Genomic DNA, 19533 nt, shown 5'->3' with positions numbered 1-19533 from the left:
GGACTAATCAAGTGAAGTATTGTTATTTAACTGTGCGTTTTTCGTTTGCAAAAGCGCGGCTAAACACCCACCCATGATCCCCGCAAGGATGGCGATGGGGATTGAAAAAAAGGTGATGCCCACGAAAGCGCCTAATAAGGAAGCGATAACACAGTAACTATTTTGTTTTTTGAAAGAAGCTAATAAGAAACTTAAAAACAGCGCCGGAAGCATAAATGTCATGGCGGCTTCAACGGCCGGGTAAGAACTCAGATAACCATTACCCAATATGGCACCTGCTACAGTACCCAACACCCATGAGAGCCAAGAGCATATTGCGATGGCGACCATCCAGTTTTCACTCCAACTCCGTTGGTCTTTAATGAGTTTGGTGGTTGCTGCGGCAAAAACCTCATCAGTCAGGCCAAAAGCCCAAATCACCGTTTTTTTGTTCGATAGTTGCTGTTTGATGCGATAACGTAAGGCAGGGCCATACAAAATATGGCGGATATCCATTGCCATTACCGTCAGGGCTGAAATCCACAATGACATTCCTGCACCCAGTAAAGCCGTGATAACAAATTGGCTGGCTCCGGCATAAATCACACATGAAAAAAATATGGCTTCTAGGGGCGTAAATCCCAGTTTCGTGGCGCTTAAGCCAAATGCAAAAGCAATGGGAATATAGCCAATGGCGATAGGGAGACTGTCAAAAATACCTTCTTTAAATGAAGAAACCTTGTTTGGTAGAGGCATCTCGGATTCTGATATGTCAGATACGGGTATATCAGGTGCAGATTTATCAGGCATTGGCATGTAATATTTTATTTTTTTGTTAACAGATGAAACAACCTTAACAAAATATGGCGAAAGTGAAAATATGAAATAGATAAATTAGTTAAATAACTTCATTGAGAACAAAGGGATTAGCGGTGACAGCAGAGTAGGGGGAGATAGCCGTGAATTTTTGTTAACGTTTGCACGGCTATCTGTACAGGGTGGAAGGAAAATGAATTTATGTTTTAATTCGCGGCTTTTCTGGCTGCTTTTAGCCAACTTTCTACCGTTTTCTGATGCGATCTGATCCAGCCCTCAGCCTGACGTTCAATATCAGCTTCTGAACTTTTAGCGCTATGCATATTCTGATTTTGCGTATTGATATCAGCAATCGGTAAGGTCATAACCGCAAAAAGTTTCGCCGCCGCCGGGTTTTTTTCTGCCCAGACTTTGTTTGCCACGATATGCATGGTACTGGGAGGGAACCCATAGTTACGGCCGTTAGGCAACTGAGTATCGATTGTTTCTCCCTCACCAAGGGCAGAGAAGGGTACCTGAAGCCAGATAACATCTTTGCCGGGTTTCAGTACATCACTCACCCAGTAAGGCGTCCAAGTATAATAGAGGATCGATTTACCTTCCCGATAACGGGCAATCGTATCAGCCATCATGGCAGCATAATTGCCCTGATTATGTTTCACGGTATTTTTCAATCCATACGCATTCAATTGATGGTTGATCGCTTTTTCACATCCCCACCCGGGATTACAGCCGGTTAAATCGGCTTTCCCATCGCCATTACTATCGAACAGTTTGGCCAGTTTAGGATCTTTTAATTGGGCGATATTGGCGATGTGGTATTTTTCGGCTGTTTTTTTATCAATCAGATACCCTTGTGCCGCATTGACGACATAATTTCCCTTGCGATAGAAGACCTTATCCCCTCCTGCCGCTTTGTATGGGGCATTATGGAGCGGTACCCAATTGACGGCCATCCATGTGGCATCACCAGAAGCGATGGAAGTATAAGCGACGTTATAATCAACCTCCTTGATCGGTTTGACGTCATAGCCGAGTTTTTCTAAGGCCTTGCAGACAATCAACGTCTGAAATGTTTCTTCACTGAGTGTACTTTGTAGCGGTTGCACACTGATACCTTTGCCCGGAAGTTCAGTCGCAGATGCCGCAGGTGATAAGGAAAGATTTATGAATGCCATTAAGAGTGCGCCGAAAATGATCCTCTTATTCATCGTTTTTTTGCATAAGGTGATTATGTGCATGAGGGTTTTCTCCTTTTGTTGCCAGATCGGATAGCCTTGTTTGGGATTATTTCGACTGGCATGATTTTTTTAAAAAAAGCAGGCTAAGTAACCCTATTGGCCCGGAGTGATACCAGTACCCTCCTCGGGTGCGATGGTTTTTCCCCAGAGATTGAGTCAGACGATCAAGGATAATGGCAAGAATGACGATCCCTGTGCCGCCAATGGCTGCCAATCCTATATCAAGGCGGCCAATACCGCGCAATACCATCTGTCCCAAGCCGCCAACCGCAATCATGGAAGCAATGACGACCATGGAAAGGGCTAACATCAATGTTTGATTCACCCCTGCCATAATAGTTGGCATCGCCAGCGGAAGTTGAACTTTGAACAACATCTGCCGCGGGCTTGCACCAAATGATCTGGCGGCTTCAATTAAATCGGCTGGGACTTGTTTTATGCCCAGAATTGTCAGGCGAATAATGGGAGGCAAAGCAAAAATAATGGTGACCATGACGCCGGGAACATTACCGATGCCAAACAGCATCACGATGGGAACCAGATAAACAAAAGCAGGCGTGGTTTGCATTGCATCCAGTAAGGGGCGAACAAGGTTGGCTAGCCGTTCATTGCGGGCCAGGCCAATCCCAATGGGAAGCCCAAGGATAAGGCAGAACAGGAGAGCCGTCAGCACCAGGGCCAGGGTTATCATGGCTTCTGACCATGCGCCAATTGCGCCGATCATAATCAGTGAAATTAAGGAAACCACGCCTATTCTCGCCCCGGCAAGCTGCCAGGCCAATAACGCAAAAAATAGAATGGTGATGGGGGGCGGCAAGGTCGTCAAGAATTGTTCAAAGCCACTGAGGACAAAATCGACAGGAACGCGGATGATTTGAAAAACAGGCCGGAAGTGTACCACAACCCAATCAACAATATGAGTCACCCATGAATCAAACGGAATTAGCTTATGCTGAAAAGGTGACATGAAATTAAAATGTTCAGGCGGGATATGGGTTGCAGGTGAATTTAGCCAATCAGGGTTTGATGGGGGAGAAATCGTGGCACTGTCCATCCAAGGATCACTGCCAGTGGTGGGATCAGTGACTGTCTGTGGGAAGTTATTGCTCATTGGGTGTCTCCTTATCTAAGGCCTGTAGTAATATTCCTTTGGAAATGACACCTAAATAACGGTTATTATCACTGACGACAGGAACCGCGCAGGGGGATTGCGCGACCGTGGATATCAATTCATTCAGCGGAATATCAGCTGAAACGGCGGTTGGTTTTTCCAATATGGCATGTTTAATGGATTTTTCTTCTGCCAATGCTTGTTGCAGGGAGTTAATGGAAACCACGCCAATAAACTTCTGGCCTTTTTCGATCAAATAGCCATAGTTTCTGTCTTCATTATCCAGCACTTTTAACGCGGAGCGAGGATCAAAGCCAGTTGCGACATGAAGCAGGGCTTCCGGCCGGCGGCGGGCAATGTCTTTTGCTGAGAAGACATGGCTGATATCCACACCACGGAAGAAATTTTTGACATAATCATTAGCGGGATTATTCATGATTTCATCGGGTGTGCCGATCTGAACGACAACACCGCCCTGCATGATAGCAATACGATCACCGATACGCATGGCTTCATCCAAATCGTGGGAAATAAAAACAACTGTGCGTTGATGTTCCCCTTGCAGGCGCAGTAATTCATCTTGCATTTCGGTACGGATAAGCGGATCAAGGGCTGAAAAGGCTTCATCCATTAGCAAAATATCAGGGTTGTTGGCTAAGGCCCTGGCTAACCCAATACGTTGCTGCATACCCCCGGAAAGTTCATCGGGATAGGAGAGGGCATAGCTTTCCAGATTGACTTGTTTCAGCGTTTCAAATGCTGTTTGATGGCGTTTTTCTTTGGGAATGCCCGCAAGCTCCATGCCAAATGCCGTATTCTCCAGAATATTCAAATGCGGCATAAGCGCAAATGACTGGAAGACCATGCTGATCTTACTACGGCGAACATGCCGTAACTGAGTTTCTGTGATGGCAGAAATATCTTCGCCATCGATAAATACATGGCCTTTGGTCGGCTCTATCAGACGATTGAGAAGGCGTACTAGTGTGGATTTACCTGAACCAGATAATCCCATGATCACAAATATTTCGCCTTCTTCAATGGCCAGATTGACATTTTGAACACCGACGGTAAGACCCGATTTTTCAAATATTTGCTCTTTGCTGAAGCCAGACGCTAATAACTGAAATGCCGGCTCAGTGCTATCGCCAAATATTTTATAGAGATTCTTAACTTCAAGTTTAATTGTCATGGAATAAATATCTTCCTGTTGTTGATGATATGTTGTTGATATATTGCGTTCAATTACTCCAGTGATACTTTACCAATATATACCCTAACATAATGAAATATGCTGACAACCCTTTATTTGAAGGTCATTAATAAAAAAGTGATGTTTTCCCGTGACATAATATTGGCATGGGAAAGTGAATTCTTGATGTTGATTTATAAAATTCAATGTTAGGAATGATTGTTTTTTTGTGTTTATTTATCCCATCCTTTTGTTATTAAATGTTTTATTTCGTAATGTCAGGTGGGTTTCCATATTATTCAGTGGCGTATAACCTTTGTTTTTTAACTTATTTGCAAATTTTTCGGAAAATAAAAAAATCTATTATCATGAATTATTTTGATTTATTTTTTTTGATTCGGATTATGATATGGGTCTTGGGTGTTTTTTTGGGTTTTCTATGTTTATTGTTTTTTATATTAATTTTATTGGCACAGGATGAAATTGAAATTCGGTGTTAGATATTTATTTCTTCTTCTTCTTCTTCTTCTTCTTCTTCTTCTTCTTCTTCTTCTGATTTTGGATTTCTTATTGTCAGTATTTTTTATATTAGCCTTTATCGGCATAAAATTGCAAAACAGGCAAAAACTTCATAAATTATATATAATTACAACATTAAATATTTATATGGAGTCACACACTGCGAGTTGAAATTCATGAGGTCGGGTTCATCATTTCGCCGTCCCAAGGGTAGAAAATGGTCAGGGGAGGAATCAGGGGTATTTGGGTGCTTAGGCGATGAGTTCCATACAATTTGCCAGTGAACGCTTTTAATGATTAGGGATAACTGGCTTTTTCGCACCATTGAGTCCATTGGCAGCAGTGTAGTGTATCTCTTTGAGGGAAATTGTCCCCCTGATTGTCGTTTCTGTTTACCATAAATGATAACACGTTTAGTAAAATTTCTGGGTGTTCTATTAATGAGTCATAATAAAAGCTAACATATGTATATTTTATTGAGATAATTTATTTATGAAATTTATACTATATATGGTGAAAAATATAATTGTTTTATCTATATATGGTGTTTTTTCCTTTTTTAAATTGGTGGCATTAAAAATAAAGTGTTATAACTTATTGGCAGAGACATAATTTTAATTATCAGAGGGCGCGATGGTTTCTTTATCAAATTGTCAGATGTGTAACCGAATTCATCATTGCAAATTAATGAATGAGAGCCTTAGGCTAGTACAGAAATTTTTAATAATAAATTAAATGGAGGTAGTTTATGTATCATCATTACCTGAATACTCCAGAAGGATTTCCCAAGCCTTATGTACATATCACTGCGGACGATGAAGGAGTAACCAGTATCTATTTCGTCAATGAAAAGAAAGAATTAGAATCAAAAAGTGTGATTACCAAGCAGTGCGCGAAAGAATTGCAGGAATATTTCAAAGGGAAGCGGCTCACGTTTACCGTTCCGTTAAGTATGCAGGGAACTGAATTCCAACAGCGTGTCTGGCAGCAGCTTTGTCACATTCCTTATGGCGAAATGTGGAGTTATAAACAATTGGCCCTCACGTTGGGATCGGTAAATTATTGCCGTGCGGTCGGTATGGCGAATTCACGCAATCCTATTTCATTGATTGTGCCTTGTCATCGCGTGATTGGGCATGACGGTAAATTGGTTGGCTATACCGGTGGGCTGGATATCAAAGGGTGGCTACTCAATCATGAAAAAGACAGAAGGGAGAAAAGTAAACAGAAATAAAATGAAACGCTAATTTATTTGTGAAATCACCATTGGCGTATAAAATCGATCAGTGTAATTAAACAGAAAGTATGTTTTTTTTACATTCGGTTATACATTTCGTGATCTATGTTGCAGACAGTGGGCTATATTGTTTGTTGTACTGTACGCGACACTGAGTTTGTGTCTTTTTATAAAGGTAAGTTTTGATGTCAAAAATTATAGGTAACGTTAAGTGGTTTAATGAATCTAAAGGATTTGGTTTTATCACTCCGGAAGATGGTAGCAAAGATGTTTTCGTACATTTTTCCGCCATTCAGACTAATGGATTTAAGACGCTGGCTGAAGGCCAAAAAGTAGAGTTTGAAATTACTGAGGGTGAGAAAGGCCCATCTGCTGCAAATGTTGTCGCAATCTAATTTCGAATCCCGCATTCTGAAAACCCGTTTTAATAACGGGTTTTTTTATCTTATCAGTTCTAGTTCTTTAACTCTCAGAGCCTTATCAGATCATTAAAGTTTGCTTATCACTGCAAAAGCCAATGCGGTCATCAGTAATGAACCGATCACATTCGCCAGCATACTGAACAGTGCCCAATCTGTTTTTCCCGCCAGCAATAAATAAATGACTTCCGCAGAAAAAGTGGAAAAGGTTGTCAGCCCGCCGCAAAAACCGGTCGTCAGCATTAGCCGCCAAACCGGATCGAGATGTGTGGCTTTACTAAAATAGGCCAGACCCAACCCAATGATAAATGCGCCAATGCAATTCACCGTCAGCGTACCAACGGCGATTGGCGAAGATGGATTGTTCAGGCGGAGACTGATGAACCAGCGTAGCAGACTACCCAAGCCACCACCAATAAATACAGCAATAATATTCATCATCATGATGGTGGCAAACAGATTATTTGACTTCTGCGCCCTTTGCCTGCAAATCAGCATGGTAAGAAGAGCGAACAAACGGGCCACAGGCAGCATGGGTAAAGCCCATTTCTAACGCGGCTTCTTTCATTTCGTCAAATTCAGCAGGGCTGACATAACGCTGCACTGGCAGGTGATGACGGCTTGGCTGTAAATATTGCCCCAGAGTCAGCATGGTAACCCCGTGGCTGCGCAAATCGCTCATAACCTCTAGAATTTCTGCGTTGGTTTCGCCTAATCCCACCATTAAACCTGATTTGGTTGGGATATCTGGATGTGATTCTTTGAATTTTTCCAGTAGTTTCAACGACCAATCATAGTTAGCACCCGGACGAACTTGTCGGTAAACCCGTGGCACATTTTCCAAATTATGGTTAAAGACATCGGGAGGCGTTGCGGTCAGAATTTCCAGCGCCCGATCCATCCGGCCACGGAAATCCGGTACTAGCGTTTCGATCTTAATTGAGGGGCTTTTTTCACGAATAGCCGTGATACAGTCGGCAAAATGCTGCGCACCGCCGTCACGTAAATCGTCACGGTCAACAGAGGTAATCACGACATAACGCAACCCCATATCCTGAATAGTCTGCGCAAGCTTGATCGGTTCATTGGCATCGGGTGCATTCGGGCGACCATGGGCTACGTCACAGAATGGGCAGCGACGGGTACAGATGGCACCCAAGATCATAAAGGTGGCAGTTCCATGGTTAAAACACTCCGCAAGGTTAGGGCAGGAGGCTTCTTCACAGACGGAATGCAAGCCATTTTTGCGCATTGCCGCTTTGATACCCTGAATGCGGCTGGAATCCGCAGGAAGTTTGATTTTCATCCACTCAGGTTTACGCAAGAGTGCTTCACGTTCTGTGGCGATTGTCTTCACAGGGATCAAAGCCATCTTGTCTGCGTCGCGGTATTTGACACCACGTTCCATCTGAATTGGTTTACTCATAATCGTGCTGGTTCCAGTTATATTCTTCAGATTTTGACTTACTGCCTGATGGTGATAAGAAAAATATCGAGGCAGATAAATCCATTCAAATTTTTTTGAAAATTGTTAAAAAATTATATCATCTTTTATCGATTAGTAGGTATCGATTAGTTGGAATCCCAAGATCTGACAGAATTTTCCCACCAGAACGGGTTGTACATCTTCGATGGTAACGCCGGCGACAAAGTCACTGAGTTGGATCATTTGCATGCCGGCATAACCACAAGGGTTTATGCGTAAAAAGGGTTGTAAGTCCATGGCAATGTTCAGTGCCAAGCCATGGAAAGAGCATCCTTTTCGGATACGCAGCCCAAGGGAGCATATCTTGTTACCTGCAACATAAACGCCGGGGGCATCTGGGCGGGCATACGCTTCCACGCCGAAATGTGCCAATGTTTCGATCACCGTATTCTCAATCGAAGTGACCAATTGGCGAACCCCAATTTTTGCCCGCTTCAAGTCAATCAAAACGTACATGACCTGCTGTCCGGGGCCATGATAAGTCACCTGTCCTCCCCGATCTGACTGGATGACCGGGATATCACCGGCTGCAAGTATGTGCTCGGTTTTGCCGGCCTGACCTTGCGTAAATACTTTTTCATGTTGGACAAGCCAGATTTCATCAGGTGTTTCTACAGTACGTTGCTCGGTGAACTGGTGCATGGCATCTGAAACCGGTTCATAGGGCTGAATACCTAACTGGCGTAAGATAACGGTGTTATGTTGCAATGGGAATTTCATCATTCGTTAACAAAAAGTGCCCGTCAGTATAACGCCGTAAAATGATTCCCACCAGTTTGAGAATGCCTTAATGCAATAATATTGTTAATTAGACGAATATGTTTTAATTTTATATTATCATGGTTATATATCTTGATGATTTTCCCTTTAATCTCTGTTTGAGCTAACAGATGGTCAAAAAAAACCAACTTATCATTGTTGGGCACCTTTGTAGCTTTTTGGTGCTCCTTTACAGCCTCTCCATGTTGCTGCCTATTTCTGTGGCTTTGTTTTATAAAGAAAAAAGTGTTTTTGCCTTTTTTGAGACATTTGTCATTGGCTTGGTGACAGGGGGAGTCGGCTGGTACTTTACTCGTAAAACCAAGGCACAGCCCAGTACGCAGGACGGATTTCTGATCATTGTACTCTTCTGGTTGCTGTTCTCTTTGCTCAGTGCCCTGCCTTTTGTGCTCGATAAAAATTTAAACATCAATCTGGTGGACGCGATGTTTGAGGGCATTTCGGGTATCACGACCACAGGTGCCACGGTATTGAATGATGTCTCTGCCTTGCCCAATTCCGTGCTCTACTATCGTGCCCAACTCAATTTTATCGGCGGACTGGGTGTCATCGTGCTTGCCGTTGCTATCTTGCCTTTACTGGGAATTGGTGGTGCCAAACTTTATCAATCAGAAATGCCAGGCCCCTTCAAAGAAGAACGATTATCCCCACGGCTTGCAGACAGTGCCAAAAGTCTGTGGGTAGTATACCTGTTGTTGGGAGGGCTATGTTCAGCCAGTTTCTGGGCGGCAGGAATGTCGTGGTTTGATGCTGTCTGTCATGGGATCTCAACGGTTTCCCTAGGAGGATTTTCTACCCGCAATGAAAGCCTCGGTTATTATGACAGCGCGGCCATTGAAATGGTGGGGGGCATTTTTTCGGTATTGTCAGCGGTCAACTTTGCGCTCTATTTTGTTGCTTTGACGCGCAGGAGTTTAAAACCATTGCTAAAAAATGCTGAACTGCAATTTTTCTTACTGGTACTGGCGGCGATAGTCGCCATTATCTGGATAGAATTATACCGTTCCGGCATGTATGGCGTGAAAGAAGCCTTTGTTCACGGCTTTTTCATGACCAGTTCCATGATGACGGATAATGGTTTGTCGATCTCTGATTACGCCCAGTGGCCTCCCCATACGGTATTGCTGCTGTTGGGCGTGAGCTTTTTTGGTGGCTGCGTGGGGTCAACGTGTGGGGGCATTAAAGCCCTGCGCTTTATGATCCTGACAAAACAGAGTGTCAGTGAAATTAACCAGCTCATTCACCCAAATGCCATCTCAACGATTAAAGTTGGCAAATCGGTGGTTCAGGAAAGAGTGCTGCGTTCTGTTTGGGGCTTCTTCTTCCTCTATGTCTTTTTTAGCTGTTTCTTTATCTGGGCCTTGAACTTGCTCGGTTATGATTTTATGACGTCATTTGCCACCGCTGCGGCTTGCATCAATAACATGGGGATAGGCTATGGTGTGACGGCACAAGGCTTCGGTGATCTTGACCCGATAGCAAAATGGATGATGTGCGCAGCTATGCTATTGGGAAGGCTGGAAATTTACCCAATATTGATTTTATGCTCAAAAGCGTTTTGGCGTTTTTGAGTGAACGATTGCGTTGTATCCGTCCCTTTTCCTGCCACTTTGCGGCTATTTACTTGTTTGTTTTTTTTCACTGATTAATGCGCTGATTTGTCGATCAGCGCAGGGTGCCAAGCATGGTGCCAAAATCGTAATACGTGTTAAGACAGTAAACACAATTACAGTTCAACATTACAGTTCAACATTACAGTACAACGCGTACCAGTTCCAGATTACCTAACTCTTCGTACAGCGTTTCAACTTGCTCAATATGAGTCGCATTAATGGTAATGGAGACGGAATGGTAGTTACCTTTGCTGCTTGGTTTCACCACTGGAGAGTAATCGCCCGGTGCATGGCGCTGAACGACTTCAATAACTTGATCCACCAGCTCAGGTTGAGCCAAGCCCATTATTTTGTAGGTGAATGAGCAGGGGAACTCAAGGAGTTCATTTAATTTCGTTTTCATGGGCGTTCCTAAAATAGATTTGCCACGGCATCATGACGATTGATTGGCCGTGGCGTGATAATTTTCTAATGATGTTTAATTAATATAAAGCTGAATACCTAGCTTTCAATCGATTAACCGAACCAGTGGTGGAACATCAGTCGGATATAATCGATTATGCGGCTGAAAAAGCCACCTTCTTTAACTTCCTGCGTTACAACCAATGGACGTTGTTCGATGGTTTTACCATCAAGCTGGAAATTGATGGTTCCAACAACTTGGTTTTTAGCCAGTGGGGCATGTAGTTCGGTATTATCCAATACATAGCTGGCTTTCAGATCTTTCAAACGGCCACGGGGGATCGTTAGGTAAACATTTTTGTCAACGCCCAGTTGAACCTTATCCGTATCACCAAACCAGATAGGTTCTGACGCAAATTCTTCACCGACTTGCAGTGGTGAAACTGTTTCGAAGAAACGGAAGCCCCATGTCAGTAATTTTTTGCTGTCCGTTTCACGTCCCTTGAAAGTTGGACTGCCCATCACAGCAGAAATCAGGCGCATATTGCCTTCGGTCGCAGAAGCAACAAGGTTATATCCCGCCCCGCTGGTGTGGCCTGTTTTAATACCGTCAACTTTCAGGCTCTGATCCCAGAGCAAACCATTACGATTAGGCTGACGAATATTGTTGTAAGTAAACTCTTTTTCTTTGTAAATAGCGTATTCATCCGGAACATCGCGGATTAAAGCCTGTCCAATCAGCGCCATATCATGGGCAGAGCTGTATTGACCGTTGGCATCCAGACCATGAACGGTTTGAAAATGGGTATTTTTCAGTCCTAAACTTTGCACATATTGATTCATCAAGTTGACGAAGGCATCTTGACTGCCTGCCACAAAGTCTGCCATGGCGACACAAGCGTCGTTGCCGGATTGTAAATTGATACCGCGGGAGAGCATCGCGACAGACACTTGGTCACCCGGTTTTAAAAACATCAAGGATGAGCCTTTAAAGATCGGATTACCCGTTGCCCAAGCATCTTTACCAACGGTAACGATATCATTAGGGCCGATTTTTCCTGATTTGATGGCCTGACCAATCACATAGCTGGTCATCATTTTGGTCAAACTGGCGGGATCGCGGCGGATATCCGCATTCTTTTCAGCTAACACCTTTCCTGAATTGTAATCAATCAGAATATAGGCCTCTGAATCCAGCTCTGGTACACCGGGGATCATGGTCTTGAAATTATCATCCGCGTTGGCAGATGCAGAAATGCTGGCAGCCAAGGCAATGCCGAAAGTGGCACTTTTAATAAAACGGGAAGTAACTATGTATTTCATGATTGATTAGATAACATCCGTGAGAGAAGGATTGATAGTAGACGATATAATAACAAATGAAAAAAAAGCTGACATTAAACAAAATAGGATGAAGCCGATTTTATCTGCCTGCTGGCAGGAATGAAATACGTTAATGCCAGCAGGCGATGATGCTATTTATTGATGATGCTATTTATTATCGCGATTAAGTTTCACAAATCAGGGGGCAACAATAAAAGAGGATTGCTGCATCTGATCCGTGAGTTTTTTCTGTAGCTCCAGCGCTTGCTGGCGGCTATTGAGCGGCCCCAATTGGACGCGATAGACGCTACCAAATTGGGTAATACGCCCTTGCACATTAAAGCGCTGGCTCAATGACTGTTGCCATTCTTTGGCTTTTTGTTCAACGCTGACGGCACCGACTTGCACCATGTAACCGTTGATTGATTCAGGCGCAGGTGATGTCGTTACAGGCGGCGTAACAGGCTGGTCTGTCTTATTTTCAGCCAGGCTTTGTTCAGCCGGTGGCTGCTTCACTGTATTTTCGTCGGCAGCATTGCCTGTCGTAGCAGGAAGTGTTAGGGCTTGAGAAACCAGTTGTGGTCTTTCAGGTAACGCGAAACTCTGCTTAACAATTGTCGATCCTTCTGTGCCCAGACCGGAAAGTGAACCATCAGGTGAAACGAGAATACCATCCAATTTCACTTTGCTTTGCGGCATCAAATTGAGCCGTTCTGCCGCCGCATGAGATAATTCAATGATTTTTCCCGGCTTATTGTAAGGGCCTCGATCATTGACCCGAACAATCATCATGCGCCCGTTGCTTAAGTTGGTGACACGAACATAGCTTGGAATAGGCAGTGTCGGGTGTGCTGCCGTTAAAGCGTAGGGATTGGCCCGTTCACCAATCGCGGTTAATTTTCCGTTGGATTCTTCACCGAATCGACTGGCATAACCTGTTTGGGTAAAGTGGGCAAGATCTTGCACGATGTGATAGGTTTGCCCATCCCGCTGATAGTCTTGATTAGCGCTGGGGTGATAAGGTTCATATTGCGGTTCAGCACCCAAAACATCACGCGTTGGTACTGGGGGAAGGGAAGATGTCCGATCGTTATCGGTTATAGTACAGCCTGATATCAATACTGCTACGACGCTAAGTATAAGCCACTGTTGACGCATGAAACTTCTTCCTCATAAACTTTTGGACAATAACTTACGATGCGTATGTATCGACATAATAATGCCGAACCCCGCCATCAGGACAATTAATGCTGACCCCCCATAGCTGATCAACGGCAGGGGAACACCGACTACTGGCAGGATACCGCTGACCATGCCGATATTGACAAAAATATAGACAAAGAAAATCAGTATCAATCCGCCGACCATCACTCGGCCAAAGGTATTTTGTGCCTTGGTTGCAATAAACAAACCCCGCACAATGACCAGCAAGTAGAGTCCGAGCAACACAAGGACGCCAATTAACCCTAACTCTTCAGACAGAACAGCGAAAATAAAGTCGGTATGGCGCTCCGGCAGGAATTCTAACTGTGATTGGGTGCCTTGTAGCCAACCTTTGCCAAATATTCCCCCTGAGCCAATGGCAATTTTGGACTGAATGATATGGTAGCCTTTGCCTAATGGATCACTTTCTGGATCCAATAGCATCATAACGCGGGCACGCTGGTAATCGTGCATCAGGAAAAACCATAATATTGGGATAAAACAGGCAAGCAGTAACACGGCAACGCCAATGAGCTTCCAATTCATTCCCGCTAAAAACAGGATAAAGATCCCAGACGCGGCAATCAGAATCGATGTGCCTAAATCGGGTTGCGCTGCGACCAAGAGCGTAGGGACAAAGGTTAAAACCAGTGCAATGCCGGTATTTTTCAGTGAAGGTGGGCAGAGATCCCGATTCATAAAGCGCGCGACCATCAAGGGGACGGCGATTTTGGCAATTTCTGATGGTTGGAAGCGCACAATACCCAGATCCAGCCAACGTTGTGCCCCCTTACTAATCTGCCCGAAAACATCGACAAAGATGAGCAGAATGACACAGGCAATATAGAGATAAGGTGCCCAATTTTCGTATATACGTGGCGGGATCTGAGCGAAGACGATCATCACGATAAGACCCATGATAACCTGTCCTATTTTACGCTCCATCATATCAATATCTTGCCCGCTGGCACTCCACATAATGAAAAGACTGTAGGCCAGCAATGCCATCACGCATAACAGTAATGGAATATCGATATGTAGCCGGGTCCAAAAAGGAACCTTGTTTGATGAGTCTGTCATGATGTCACTCAATTAGCTTCTGTTCTGGTAGATCTAAGTAAAATATGATCCAGAATTTGACGAACGATAGTGCCGACAGGCGGCCCAGCCCCCCCATTTTCAAGAATGATAGAAACGGCAACTGTCGGGTTGTCGTAGGGTGCAAAGGCAATCATCAATTTGTGATCACGCAGGTGTTCAGCAAGTTTGCTCGCATTGTAGGTTTCATAACTGAAGACCTGAGCAGTCCCTGATTTAACGGCTGCTTTATAGGGCGTACCGGCAAAGGATCGGCGGGCTGTGCCATTTGGGGCATTGGCCACCCCATACATGCCATCTTTAGCAATTTCCCAATATCCAGAATGAATATCCCCGATAGGTTCGCTGACCGGAGACTGGTAAGGTTGCATTTCGCCATTGGTGCGGGTATTCATCAAGAAATGCGGTGTTTTCACTTCACCATTATTAATCAAGATCATCAGGGCCTTAACCATCTGCATAGGCGTTGCCGTCCAGTATCCCTGGCCGATACCAACGGAAATCGTATCACCCTGATACCACGGTTTTTTATAGCGCTTGAGTTTCCATTCACGGTTAGGCATATTGCCGACATTTTCTTCTTTCAAATCAATGCCCGTAGGCTTACCGTAGCCAAATTTTGTCATCCATTCAGACAGTCTATCGATACCCATATCATAGGCGAGTTGATAGAAAAAAGTATCCGCTGATTCGACAATGGCTTTATGGACATTCAGCTTGCCATGCCCCCAGCGTTTCCAGTCACGGTAACGTTTCTCTGAGCCCGGCAGTTGCCACCAACCGGGATTATTGGTCGTGGTGTTCTTGGTAATCACATCACTGCTGAGGGCGGCAACGGCAATAAACGGTTTCACTGTTGATGCGGGTGGATAAGCCCCTTGTGTGGCCCGGTTAATTAAGGGGCGATCGGGGTCATTGAGCAGGGATTTATAATCCTTGCTCGAAATGCCATCGACAAACAGATTCGGATCGTAACTGGGGTTGGACACCATCGCCAACACTTCCCCGGTACGGGGATCGGTAACAACGACACCGGCACGGCTGGTTGTCAGTATCTCTTCAATATAGGTTTGCAGTTCTAAATCGATTGACAGGTAAATATCTTTGCCAGCCTGCGGCGGCTGTTCATGCAGTTGGCGGATCACTTTACCCCGGTTGTTGACTTCGACTTCTTCATAACCGGGTTTGCCATGCAGGGTGGATTCATAATAACGTTCAATGCCCAGTTTCCCGATATCATGGGTGGCTGAATAGTCGGGAAGAATACCTTCCTTTTCCAGTCCTTCTATGTCCTTATCGTTGATTTTGGCAACGTAGCCGATCACATGGGTGAGGGCGGAGCCATAAGGATAATAGCGACGTTGGTAGCCCTTGATTTCCAGCCCTGTAAAGCGATATTGATTGACGGAGAATCGGGCAACCTGAACTGAGTTCAATGATGTTTTCAGGGGAATGGAGGTAAAACGACGTGCGCGTTGACGCTCTTTTTGGAAGGTTTCGATATCTTCATCGGTAAGCCCAACGACAGAGCGCAGTTCATTGAGTGTTTTATTAAGGTCAGCAACTTTTTGTGGCTCAATTTCTAACTGATAAATGGTTCGGTTAGTTGCCAGCGGTGTGCCATTACGGTCATAAATGATGCCCCTGCTTGGCGCTATGGGAACGAGCTTAATGCGATTTCCATTCGATCGGGTCTGGTAATCTTCATGGCGTGTAATCTGGAGATTATAGAGATTGGCAATCAGGATACCGGTTAAAATAATAATACCGATAAACGCCACGAGTGCGCGGCGTATGAATAAGGCCGATTCAGCCGAATGATCGCGAAAAGGGGTTCGTTGATTCTTCATCCCATTGCCAGAATTCACGGTGTCAGATTACCCAATTTATTCCCGATGATAAGGGTGGTTAGTCGTAATGCTCCATGCTCGATAAAGGCTCTCTGCAACCAGAACCCGCACAAGAGGATGTGGCAGGGTTAAGGGGGAAAGTGACCAGCTTTGTTCCGCGGCTGCTTTGCAGGCAGGAGACAGGCCTTCAGGGCCACCAATTAACAGACTGACATTCCTGCCATCCAGCTTCCAGCGTTCAAGCTGTTGTGCCAATTGCGGGGTATCCCAACGAGAACCGGGAATATCCAGTGTCACAATACGATTGCCTTTACCAACAGCAGCGAGCATCTGTTCGCCTTCTTTTTCCAGAATGCGCTTGATATCAGCATTTTTGCCCCGTTTTCCCGCTGGAATTTCAATCAGCTCAAAAGGCATATCCTTGGGAAAACGATGCAAATAATCCATGAAGCCGGTCTGTACCCAGTCCGGCATTTTTGTTCCTACAGCGACCAGTTGTAACTTCAAACTCAGCTCCAGAGTTTTTCCAGTTCGTACATACGGCGGCTGTCTTCTTGCATAACATGAACCATGATTTCGCCAAGATCGACGACTATCCAGTCTGAAATGCCTTGCCCTTCAACACCCAAAGGCATGATGCCGGCTTCGCGGCAGTCATCCACCAGATTATCTGCCACAGACATCAGGTGACGGCTTGATGTTCCGGTGCAGATGACCATGCAGTCAGTAATGCTGGATTTGCCACGAACATCTATAGAAACAATATCTTGTGCTTTGGAATTTTCAAGTTTATCAATAACAAATTGTTGTAGTTCTGTGCCTTGCAAAAGGATCACCTTTATTTCATCAAATTGGTTAAGTAACGCAGAATAATAGCATGCCAATCTCTATAAAAGTAAGCGGGTTAGCTGCAATTCACCACATGGTTTCGTTATTTCTTATATAGCCCCTGTGAATCGATATAATTTTGTATCGATGGGGGAAGCAAATCATCGCAGCTTATCCCGTGCTGGTGACGCTGGCGAATATCGGTCGCTGAAATGTTTAATAACGGCGTGGCTGCCAGATAAATATAACCGTGTGGCTTTTGGCTCAATAGGGATGGTGTGCTTATTTGGTGCTTTTCAAACCATGTTTGCATCCCCGGAGCCGAAAGTCGGCTTTGATAACCGGGACGGGAGCAGACCAACAGATGACAAATATCGAGCAGTTTTTCCCATTGATACCAAGTATGGAGAGTTTGTAATGAGTCTTGCCCAATGATGAACGCCAGCGAGTGTTGCTCACCGATTTCCTGACGGAAGGATTTCAGTGTTTCTACTGTGTAAGAGGGGGATTGCCGTTCCAGCTCACGGGTATCAACAGTAAACAGGGGGTTATTCTGTACCGCCAGACGCACCATTTCCAGGCGTTGCCGGGCACTCGCCTCTGGTTGGGGGCGGTGCGGAGGAACGTGATTAGGCAGTAAGATAACCTGTTTAAGCCCCACTAATTGGGCCAAGGCTTCCACAGGGCGCAAATGACCGTAATGGATGGGATCGAATGTACCACCGAATAGCGCCTGAATAACCGGAGAAGCCGTATTCGCTGAGTGAATATTTTGGGCGTTGATCTTGGAATCAATAGGGTCAGGCATTCAGGAAACTCTCTGGTAATGATTTTCCGCATAACAACATGGAAAGCGTTTCCAGGTCAGCCCAAATGGATTGGCTATAATCCTGTTTGACACGCAGTTCCATCTGGGTCAACAAGTGGATGGCAGATTGCAGTTCTCGCTGTGACAGACGCTGTAATGCGGTTGACAGCAATGCCCGGCGATTTTGCCAAATCTTGTGTTGATCAAATAAAGTCTTCAACGGGACAGTGGTGCATTGACGCTTAAGTATCAGCAGCAGCATTAGCTCCCGCTGTACGGTACGCAGCAGAATGACCGCCTCGGTATCTTCTTGCCGAAGTTGTTTCAATATATGCCATGCCCGCTTTATTTTTCCTGCCAGTAAAGCATCAATCCAATGATAGGGGGAAAAGTGAGCCGCATCGCTGACAGCTTCTTCTACGCGAGGAAGTGTCAATCGATTATCGGGATAGAGCAGGGAAAGACGTTCCAGGGCCTGGGCCAGTGCCAATAAGTTACCTTCATAGCAATAGCACAGGAGTTGATTGGCTTCGTTCTCCAGTAGTAGCCCCCTACTTTTGGCACGTTGTGCCACCCATTGTGGCAGGCGATTCTGCTCAGGTGTCAGGCAACTGATGTAGACGCCATTTTGCCCAATCGCTTTGAACCACGGGCTATTTTCCTGTGCTTTAGTGAGCTTGTGCCCACGTAATATCAGCAAGATATCAGTATGCAGCAACGCCGACAGTTTGGTCAGCCGTTCTGCCATTGCGGCATTGAGACCATTTTCCGGCAGCAGCAAGCTGAGGGACTGACGGCTGGCAAACAGGCTAAGCGACTGACATAGACTGAAGATTTCATCCCAATCGGTATGGTTATCCAATGCGAAGGTGAAATGTTCCATAAACCCATGCTGTTCAGCCACTTTGCGGATGCTGTCCTGACTTTCCTGCAAGAGTAAGGGTTCATTGCCCCACAACAAGTAGCTGCCTCGCAGCCCTTCATTGAGCTGCGAGAGAAGTTGTTCAGGATAAAGTCGGATCATTGCTTCTGTGTAGCCGCCGCTTTTTGTTTCTCTTCGGCTTTCAGGAGCTCTGCACTATGAACGGTCAGTAACTGGCGCATAAGCTGACTGGCCGCCTGTTCGCGCATTTCCTGTTGAACCAGTTCATTTTCTGCATCTTTTGCCAGTGCTTCCAACGGGTTATCGAAGAAAGAACGATCAACCCTCGCCTGCAATGGATAGATGCTGCCATCCGGCATCAGAACCTGAGCATCAACATTCAGTACCAACAGACGTTCTGCCGATTTACCATCCTGAAAAACAGAAACGGTATCTTTGTTTTCATCAGAGCCAACCAGTTTCAGGATAGGTACTGAGGCATCCCCATTTTCAACAATTTTGACATTGTTCAGACGAAGTTGCTGGCGGACTGCCCGTGCCAGGGGCCCATAAGGGTCACCGGAACTTAATTGCAATGTCTGAAGTTCTTTTGGTACTTGTGTTGTGCCCCGAAGGTGAAAACCGCAGCCAGCGGTGACCAGCACCGCCAACCCAAGCAACAACGTGAAAATATAATGTCGTAGATTATTGCCTACTTCACTGCTTACCACACGTTTTACCACAAATATAGCCTCCTGTTATCAGC

20 protein-coding genes are annotated in these 19533 nt (G+C 45.1%); 3 read left to right on the top strand and 17 right to left on the bottom strand.

What is annotated here, in order from left to right:
• Window positions 1–3: 3 nt before the first annotated feature.
• The 4 genes from PSI17_RS05790 to proV all read right to left on the bottom strand — a co-directional run bounded on the left by PSI17_RS05790 (window position 4) and on the right by proV (window position 4339).
• Entirely contained in the window at window positions 4–735 is a 732-nt protein-coding gene (locus PSI17_RS05790; protein ID WP_273551061.1) for an AzlC family ABC transporter permease, read from the bottom strand.
• Between the two features lie 266 nt (window positions 736–1001).
• Window positions 1002–1973: a glycine betaine/L-proline ABC transporter substrate-binding protein ProX gene (gene proX / locus PSI17_RS05785; protein WP_273551060.1), complete on the bottom strand. Its 972-nt coding sequence runs from the start codon at window positions 1971–1973 to the stop codon at window positions 1002–1004.
• Window positions 1974–2082: 109 nt separating this feature from the next.
• Window positions 2083–3147 (bottom strand): glycine betaine/L-proline ABC transporter permease ProW, encoded by a 1065-nt coding sequence (gene proW, locus PSI17_RS05780; RefSeq protein ID WP_273551059.1) that lies wholly within the window; start codon window positions 3145–3147, stop codon window positions 2083–2085.
• Window positions 3137–4339 (bottom strand): glycine betaine/L-proline ABC transporter ATP-binding protein ProV, encoded by a 1203-nt coding sequence (gene proV / locus PSI17_RS05775; RefSeq protein ID WP_273551058.1) that lies wholly within the window; start codon window positions 4337–4339, stop codon window positions 3137–3139. The genes proW and proV overlap by 11 nt, the downstream gene beginning before the upstream one ends.
• 1267 nt (window positions 4340–5606) lie before the next feature.
• Here proV and PSI17_RS05770 point away from each other — a divergent pair.
• Window positions 5607–6092 carry a methylated-DNA--[protein]-cysteine S-methyltransferase gene (locus tag PSI17_RS05770; RefSeq protein WP_273551057.1) on the top strand — a complete coding sequence of 162 codons (486 nt, stop codon included), beginning with the start codon at window positions 5607–5609 and terminating at the stop codon, window positions 6090–6092.
• A 188-nt stretch (window positions 6093–6280) separates the two neighbouring features.
• Window positions 6281–6490, top strand: a complete 210-nt coding sequence (cspE, locus tag PSI17_RS05765) for a transcription antiterminator/RNA stability regulator CspE (protein ID WP_273551056.1) — start codon at window positions 6281–6283, stop codon at window positions 6488–6490.
• 93 nt (window positions 6491–6583) lie between these two features.
• Here cspE and crcB read toward each other — a convergent pair whose 3' ends face one another.
• The 3 genes from crcB to lipB all read right to left on the bottom strand — a co-directional run bounded on the left by crcB (window position 6584) and on the right by lipB (window position 8720).
• Window positions 6584–6958, bottom strand: coding sequence for a fluoride efflux transporter CrcB (gene crcB, locus PSI17_RS05760; RefSeq protein WP_273551055.1), 375 nt, complete (start codon window positions 6956–6958; stop codon window positions 6584–6586).
• Window positions 6959–6974: 16 nt separating this feature from the next.
• The gene (gene lipA / locus PSI17_RS05755; protein WP_273551054.1) at window positions 6975–7940 is read right to left on the bottom strand and encodes a lipoyl synthase; all 966 of its coding nucleotides are present in this window, start codon (window positions 7938–7940) and stop codon (window positions 6975–6977) included.
• Window positions 7941–8072: 132 nt separating this feature from the next.
• Window positions 8073–8720 (bottom strand): lipoyl(octanoyl) transferase LipB, encoded by a 648-nt coding sequence (gene lipB / locus PSI17_RS05750; protein WP_273551075.1) that lies wholly within the window; start codon window positions 8718–8720, stop codon window positions 8073–8075.
• A 170-nt stretch (window positions 8721–8890) separates the two neighbouring features.
• Here lipB and PSI17_RS05745 point away from each other — a divergent pair, with 170 nt between their 5' ends.
• The gene (locus PSI17_RS05745; RefSeq protein ID WP_273551053.1) at window positions 8891–10351 is read left to right on the top strand and encodes a TrkH family potassium uptake protein; all 1461 of its coding nucleotides are present in this window, start codon (window positions 8891–8893) and stop codon (window positions 10349–10351) included.
• 181 nt (window positions 10352–10532) lie between these two features.
• On the opposite strand, the gene ybeD is transcribed toward PSI17_RS05745, so the two are convergent.
• The 10 genes from ybeD to lptE all read right to left on the bottom strand — a co-directional run bounded on the left by ybeD (window position 10533) and on the right by lptE (window position 19510).
• Window positions 10533–10796 carry a DUF493 family protein YbeD gene (ybeD, locus tag PSI17_RS05740; RefSeq protein WP_273551052.1) on the bottom strand — a complete coding sequence of 88 codons (264 nt, stop codon included), beginning with the start codon at window positions 10794–10796 and terminating at the stop codon, window positions 10533–10535.
• A gap of 113 nt (window positions 10797–10909) precedes the next feature.
• Window positions 10910–12118, bottom strand: coding sequence for a D-alanyl-D-alanine carboxypeptidase DacA (gene dacA / locus PSI17_RS05735; protein WP_273551051.1), 1209 nt, complete (start codon window positions 12116–12118; stop codon window positions 10910–10912).
• 198 nt (window positions 12119–12316) lie between these two features.
• Window positions 12317–13276: an endolytic peptidoglycan transglycosylase RlpA gene (rlpA, locus tag PSI17_RS05730; protein WP_273551050.1), complete on the bottom strand. Its 960-nt coding sequence runs from the start codon at window positions 13274–13276 to the stop codon at window positions 12317–12319.
• Between the two features lie 12 nt (window positions 13277–13288).
• Window positions 13289–14401, bottom strand: a complete 1113-nt coding sequence (gene mrdB / locus PSI17_RS05725; RefSeq protein WP_273551049.1) for a peptidoglycan glycosyltransferase MrdB — start codon at window positions 14399–14401, stop codon at window positions 13289–13291.
• 8 nt (window positions 14402–14409) lie between these two features.
• Window positions 14410–16269 (bottom strand): peptidoglycan DD-transpeptidase MrdA, encoded by a 1860-nt coding sequence (mrdA, locus tag PSI17_RS05720; protein WP_273551048.1) that lies wholly within the window; start codon window positions 16267–16269, stop codon window positions 14410–14412.
• Between the two features lie 36 nt (window positions 16270–16305).
• Window positions 16306–16776 (bottom strand): 23S rRNA (pseudouridine(1915)-N(3))-methyltransferase RlmH, encoded by a 471-nt coding sequence (rlmH, locus tag PSI17_RS05715; RefSeq protein ID WP_273551047.1) that lies wholly within the window; start codon window positions 16774–16776, stop codon window positions 16306–16308.
• 2 nt (window positions 16777–16778) lie between these two features.
• Entirely contained in the window at window positions 16779–17105 is a 327-nt protein-coding gene (rsfS, locus tag PSI17_RS05710) for a ribosome silencing factor (RefSeq protein WP_273551046.1), read from the bottom strand.
• Window positions 17106–17200: 95 nt separating this feature from the next.
• Window positions 17201–17905 (bottom strand): nicotinate-nucleotide adenylyltransferase, encoded by a 705-nt coding sequence (gene nadD / locus PSI17_RS05705; protein ID WP_273551045.1) that lies wholly within the window; start codon window positions 17903–17905, stop codon window positions 17201–17203.
• Window positions 17898–18929 carry a DNA polymerase III subunit delta gene (gene holA / locus PSI17_RS05700; RefSeq protein ID WP_273551044.1) on the bottom strand — a complete coding sequence of 344 codons (1032 nt, stop codon included), beginning with the start codon at window positions 18927–18929 and terminating at the stop codon, window positions 17898–17900. The genes nadD and holA overlap by 8 nt, the downstream gene beginning before the upstream one ends.
• Complete coding sequence (gene lptE / locus PSI17_RS05695; protein WP_273551043.1) at window positions 18926–19510, bottom strand: LPS assembly lipoprotein LptE; 585 nt, start codon at window positions 19508–19510, stop codon at window positions 18926–18928. The genes holA and lptE overlap by 4 nt, the downstream gene beginning before the upstream one ends.
• Between the last annotated feature and the right edge of the window lie 23 nt (window positions 19511–19533).

Origin of the sequence: Xenorhabdus sp. IM139775 (assembly GCF_028598745.1) — a bacterium.
In the GTDB taxonomy this organism is placed as follows: Bacteria; Pseudomonadota; Gammaproteobacteria; order Enterobacterales; family Enterobacteriaceae; genus Xenorhabdus.
This window is presented reverse-complemented; position numbering and strand designations above follow the sequence as displayed.

Coding starts and splice junctions, on each gene's coding strand:
- PSI17_RS05790 (WP_273551061.1), bottom strand. CDS start 735: ATGCCTCTACCAAACAAGGTTTCTTCATTTAAAGAAGGTATTTTTGAC.
- proX (WP_273551060.1), bottom strand. CDS start 1,973: ATGGCATTCATAAATCTTTCCTTATCACCTGCGGCATCTGCGACTGAA.
- proW (WP_273551059.1), bottom strand. CDS start 3,147: ATGAGCAATAACTTCCCACAGACAGTCACTGATCCCACCACTGGCAGT.
- proV (WP_273551058.1), bottom strand. CDS start 4,339: ATGACAATTAAACTTGAAGTTAAGAATCTCTATAAAATATTTGGCGAT.
- PSI17_RS05770 (WP_273551057.1), top strand. CDS start 5,607: ATGTATCATCATTACCTGAATACTCCAGAAGGATTTCCCAAGCCTTAT.
- cspE (WP_273551056.1), top strand. CDS start 6,281: ATGTCAAAAATTATAGGTAACGTTAAGTGGTTTAATGAATCTAAAGGA.
- crcB (WP_273551055.1), bottom strand. CDS start 6,958: ATGATGATGAATATTATTGCTGTATTTATTGGTGGTGGCTTGGGTAGT.
- lipA (WP_273551054.1), bottom strand. CDS start 7,940: ATGAGTAAACCAATTCAGATGGAACGTGGTGTCAAATACCGCGACGCA.
- lipB (WP_273551075.1), bottom strand. CDS start 8,720: ATGAAATTCCCATTGCAACATAACACCGTTATCTTACGCCAGTTAGGT.
- PSI17_RS05745 (WP_273551053.1), top strand. CDS start 8,891: ATGGTCAAAAAAAACCAACTTATCATTGTTGGGCACCTTTGTAGCTTT.
- ybeD (WP_273551052.1), bottom strand. CDS start 10,796: ATGAAAACGAAATTAAATGAACTCCTTGAGTTCCCCTGCTCATTCACC.
- dacA (WP_273551051.1), bottom strand. CDS start 12,118: ATGAAATACATAGTTACTTCCCGTTTTATTAAAAGTGCCACTTTCGGC.
- rlpA (WP_273551050.1), bottom strand. CDS start 13,276: ATGCGTCAACAGTGGCTTATACTTAGCGTCGTAGCAGTATTGATATCA.
- mrdB (WP_273551049.1), bottom strand. CDS start 14,401: ATGACAGACTCATCAAACAAGGTTCCTTTTTGGACCCGGCTACATATC.
- mrdA (WP_273551048.1), bottom strand. CDS start 16,269: ATGAAGAATCAACGAACCCCTTTTCGCGATCATTCGGCTGAATCGGCC.
- nadD (WP_273551045.1), bottom strand. CDS start 17,905: ATGCCTGACCCTATTGATTCCAAGATCAACGCCCAAAATATTCACTCA.
- holA (WP_273551044.1), bottom strand. CDS start 18,929: ATGATCCGACTTTATCCTGAACAACTTCTCTCGCAGCTCAATGAAGGG.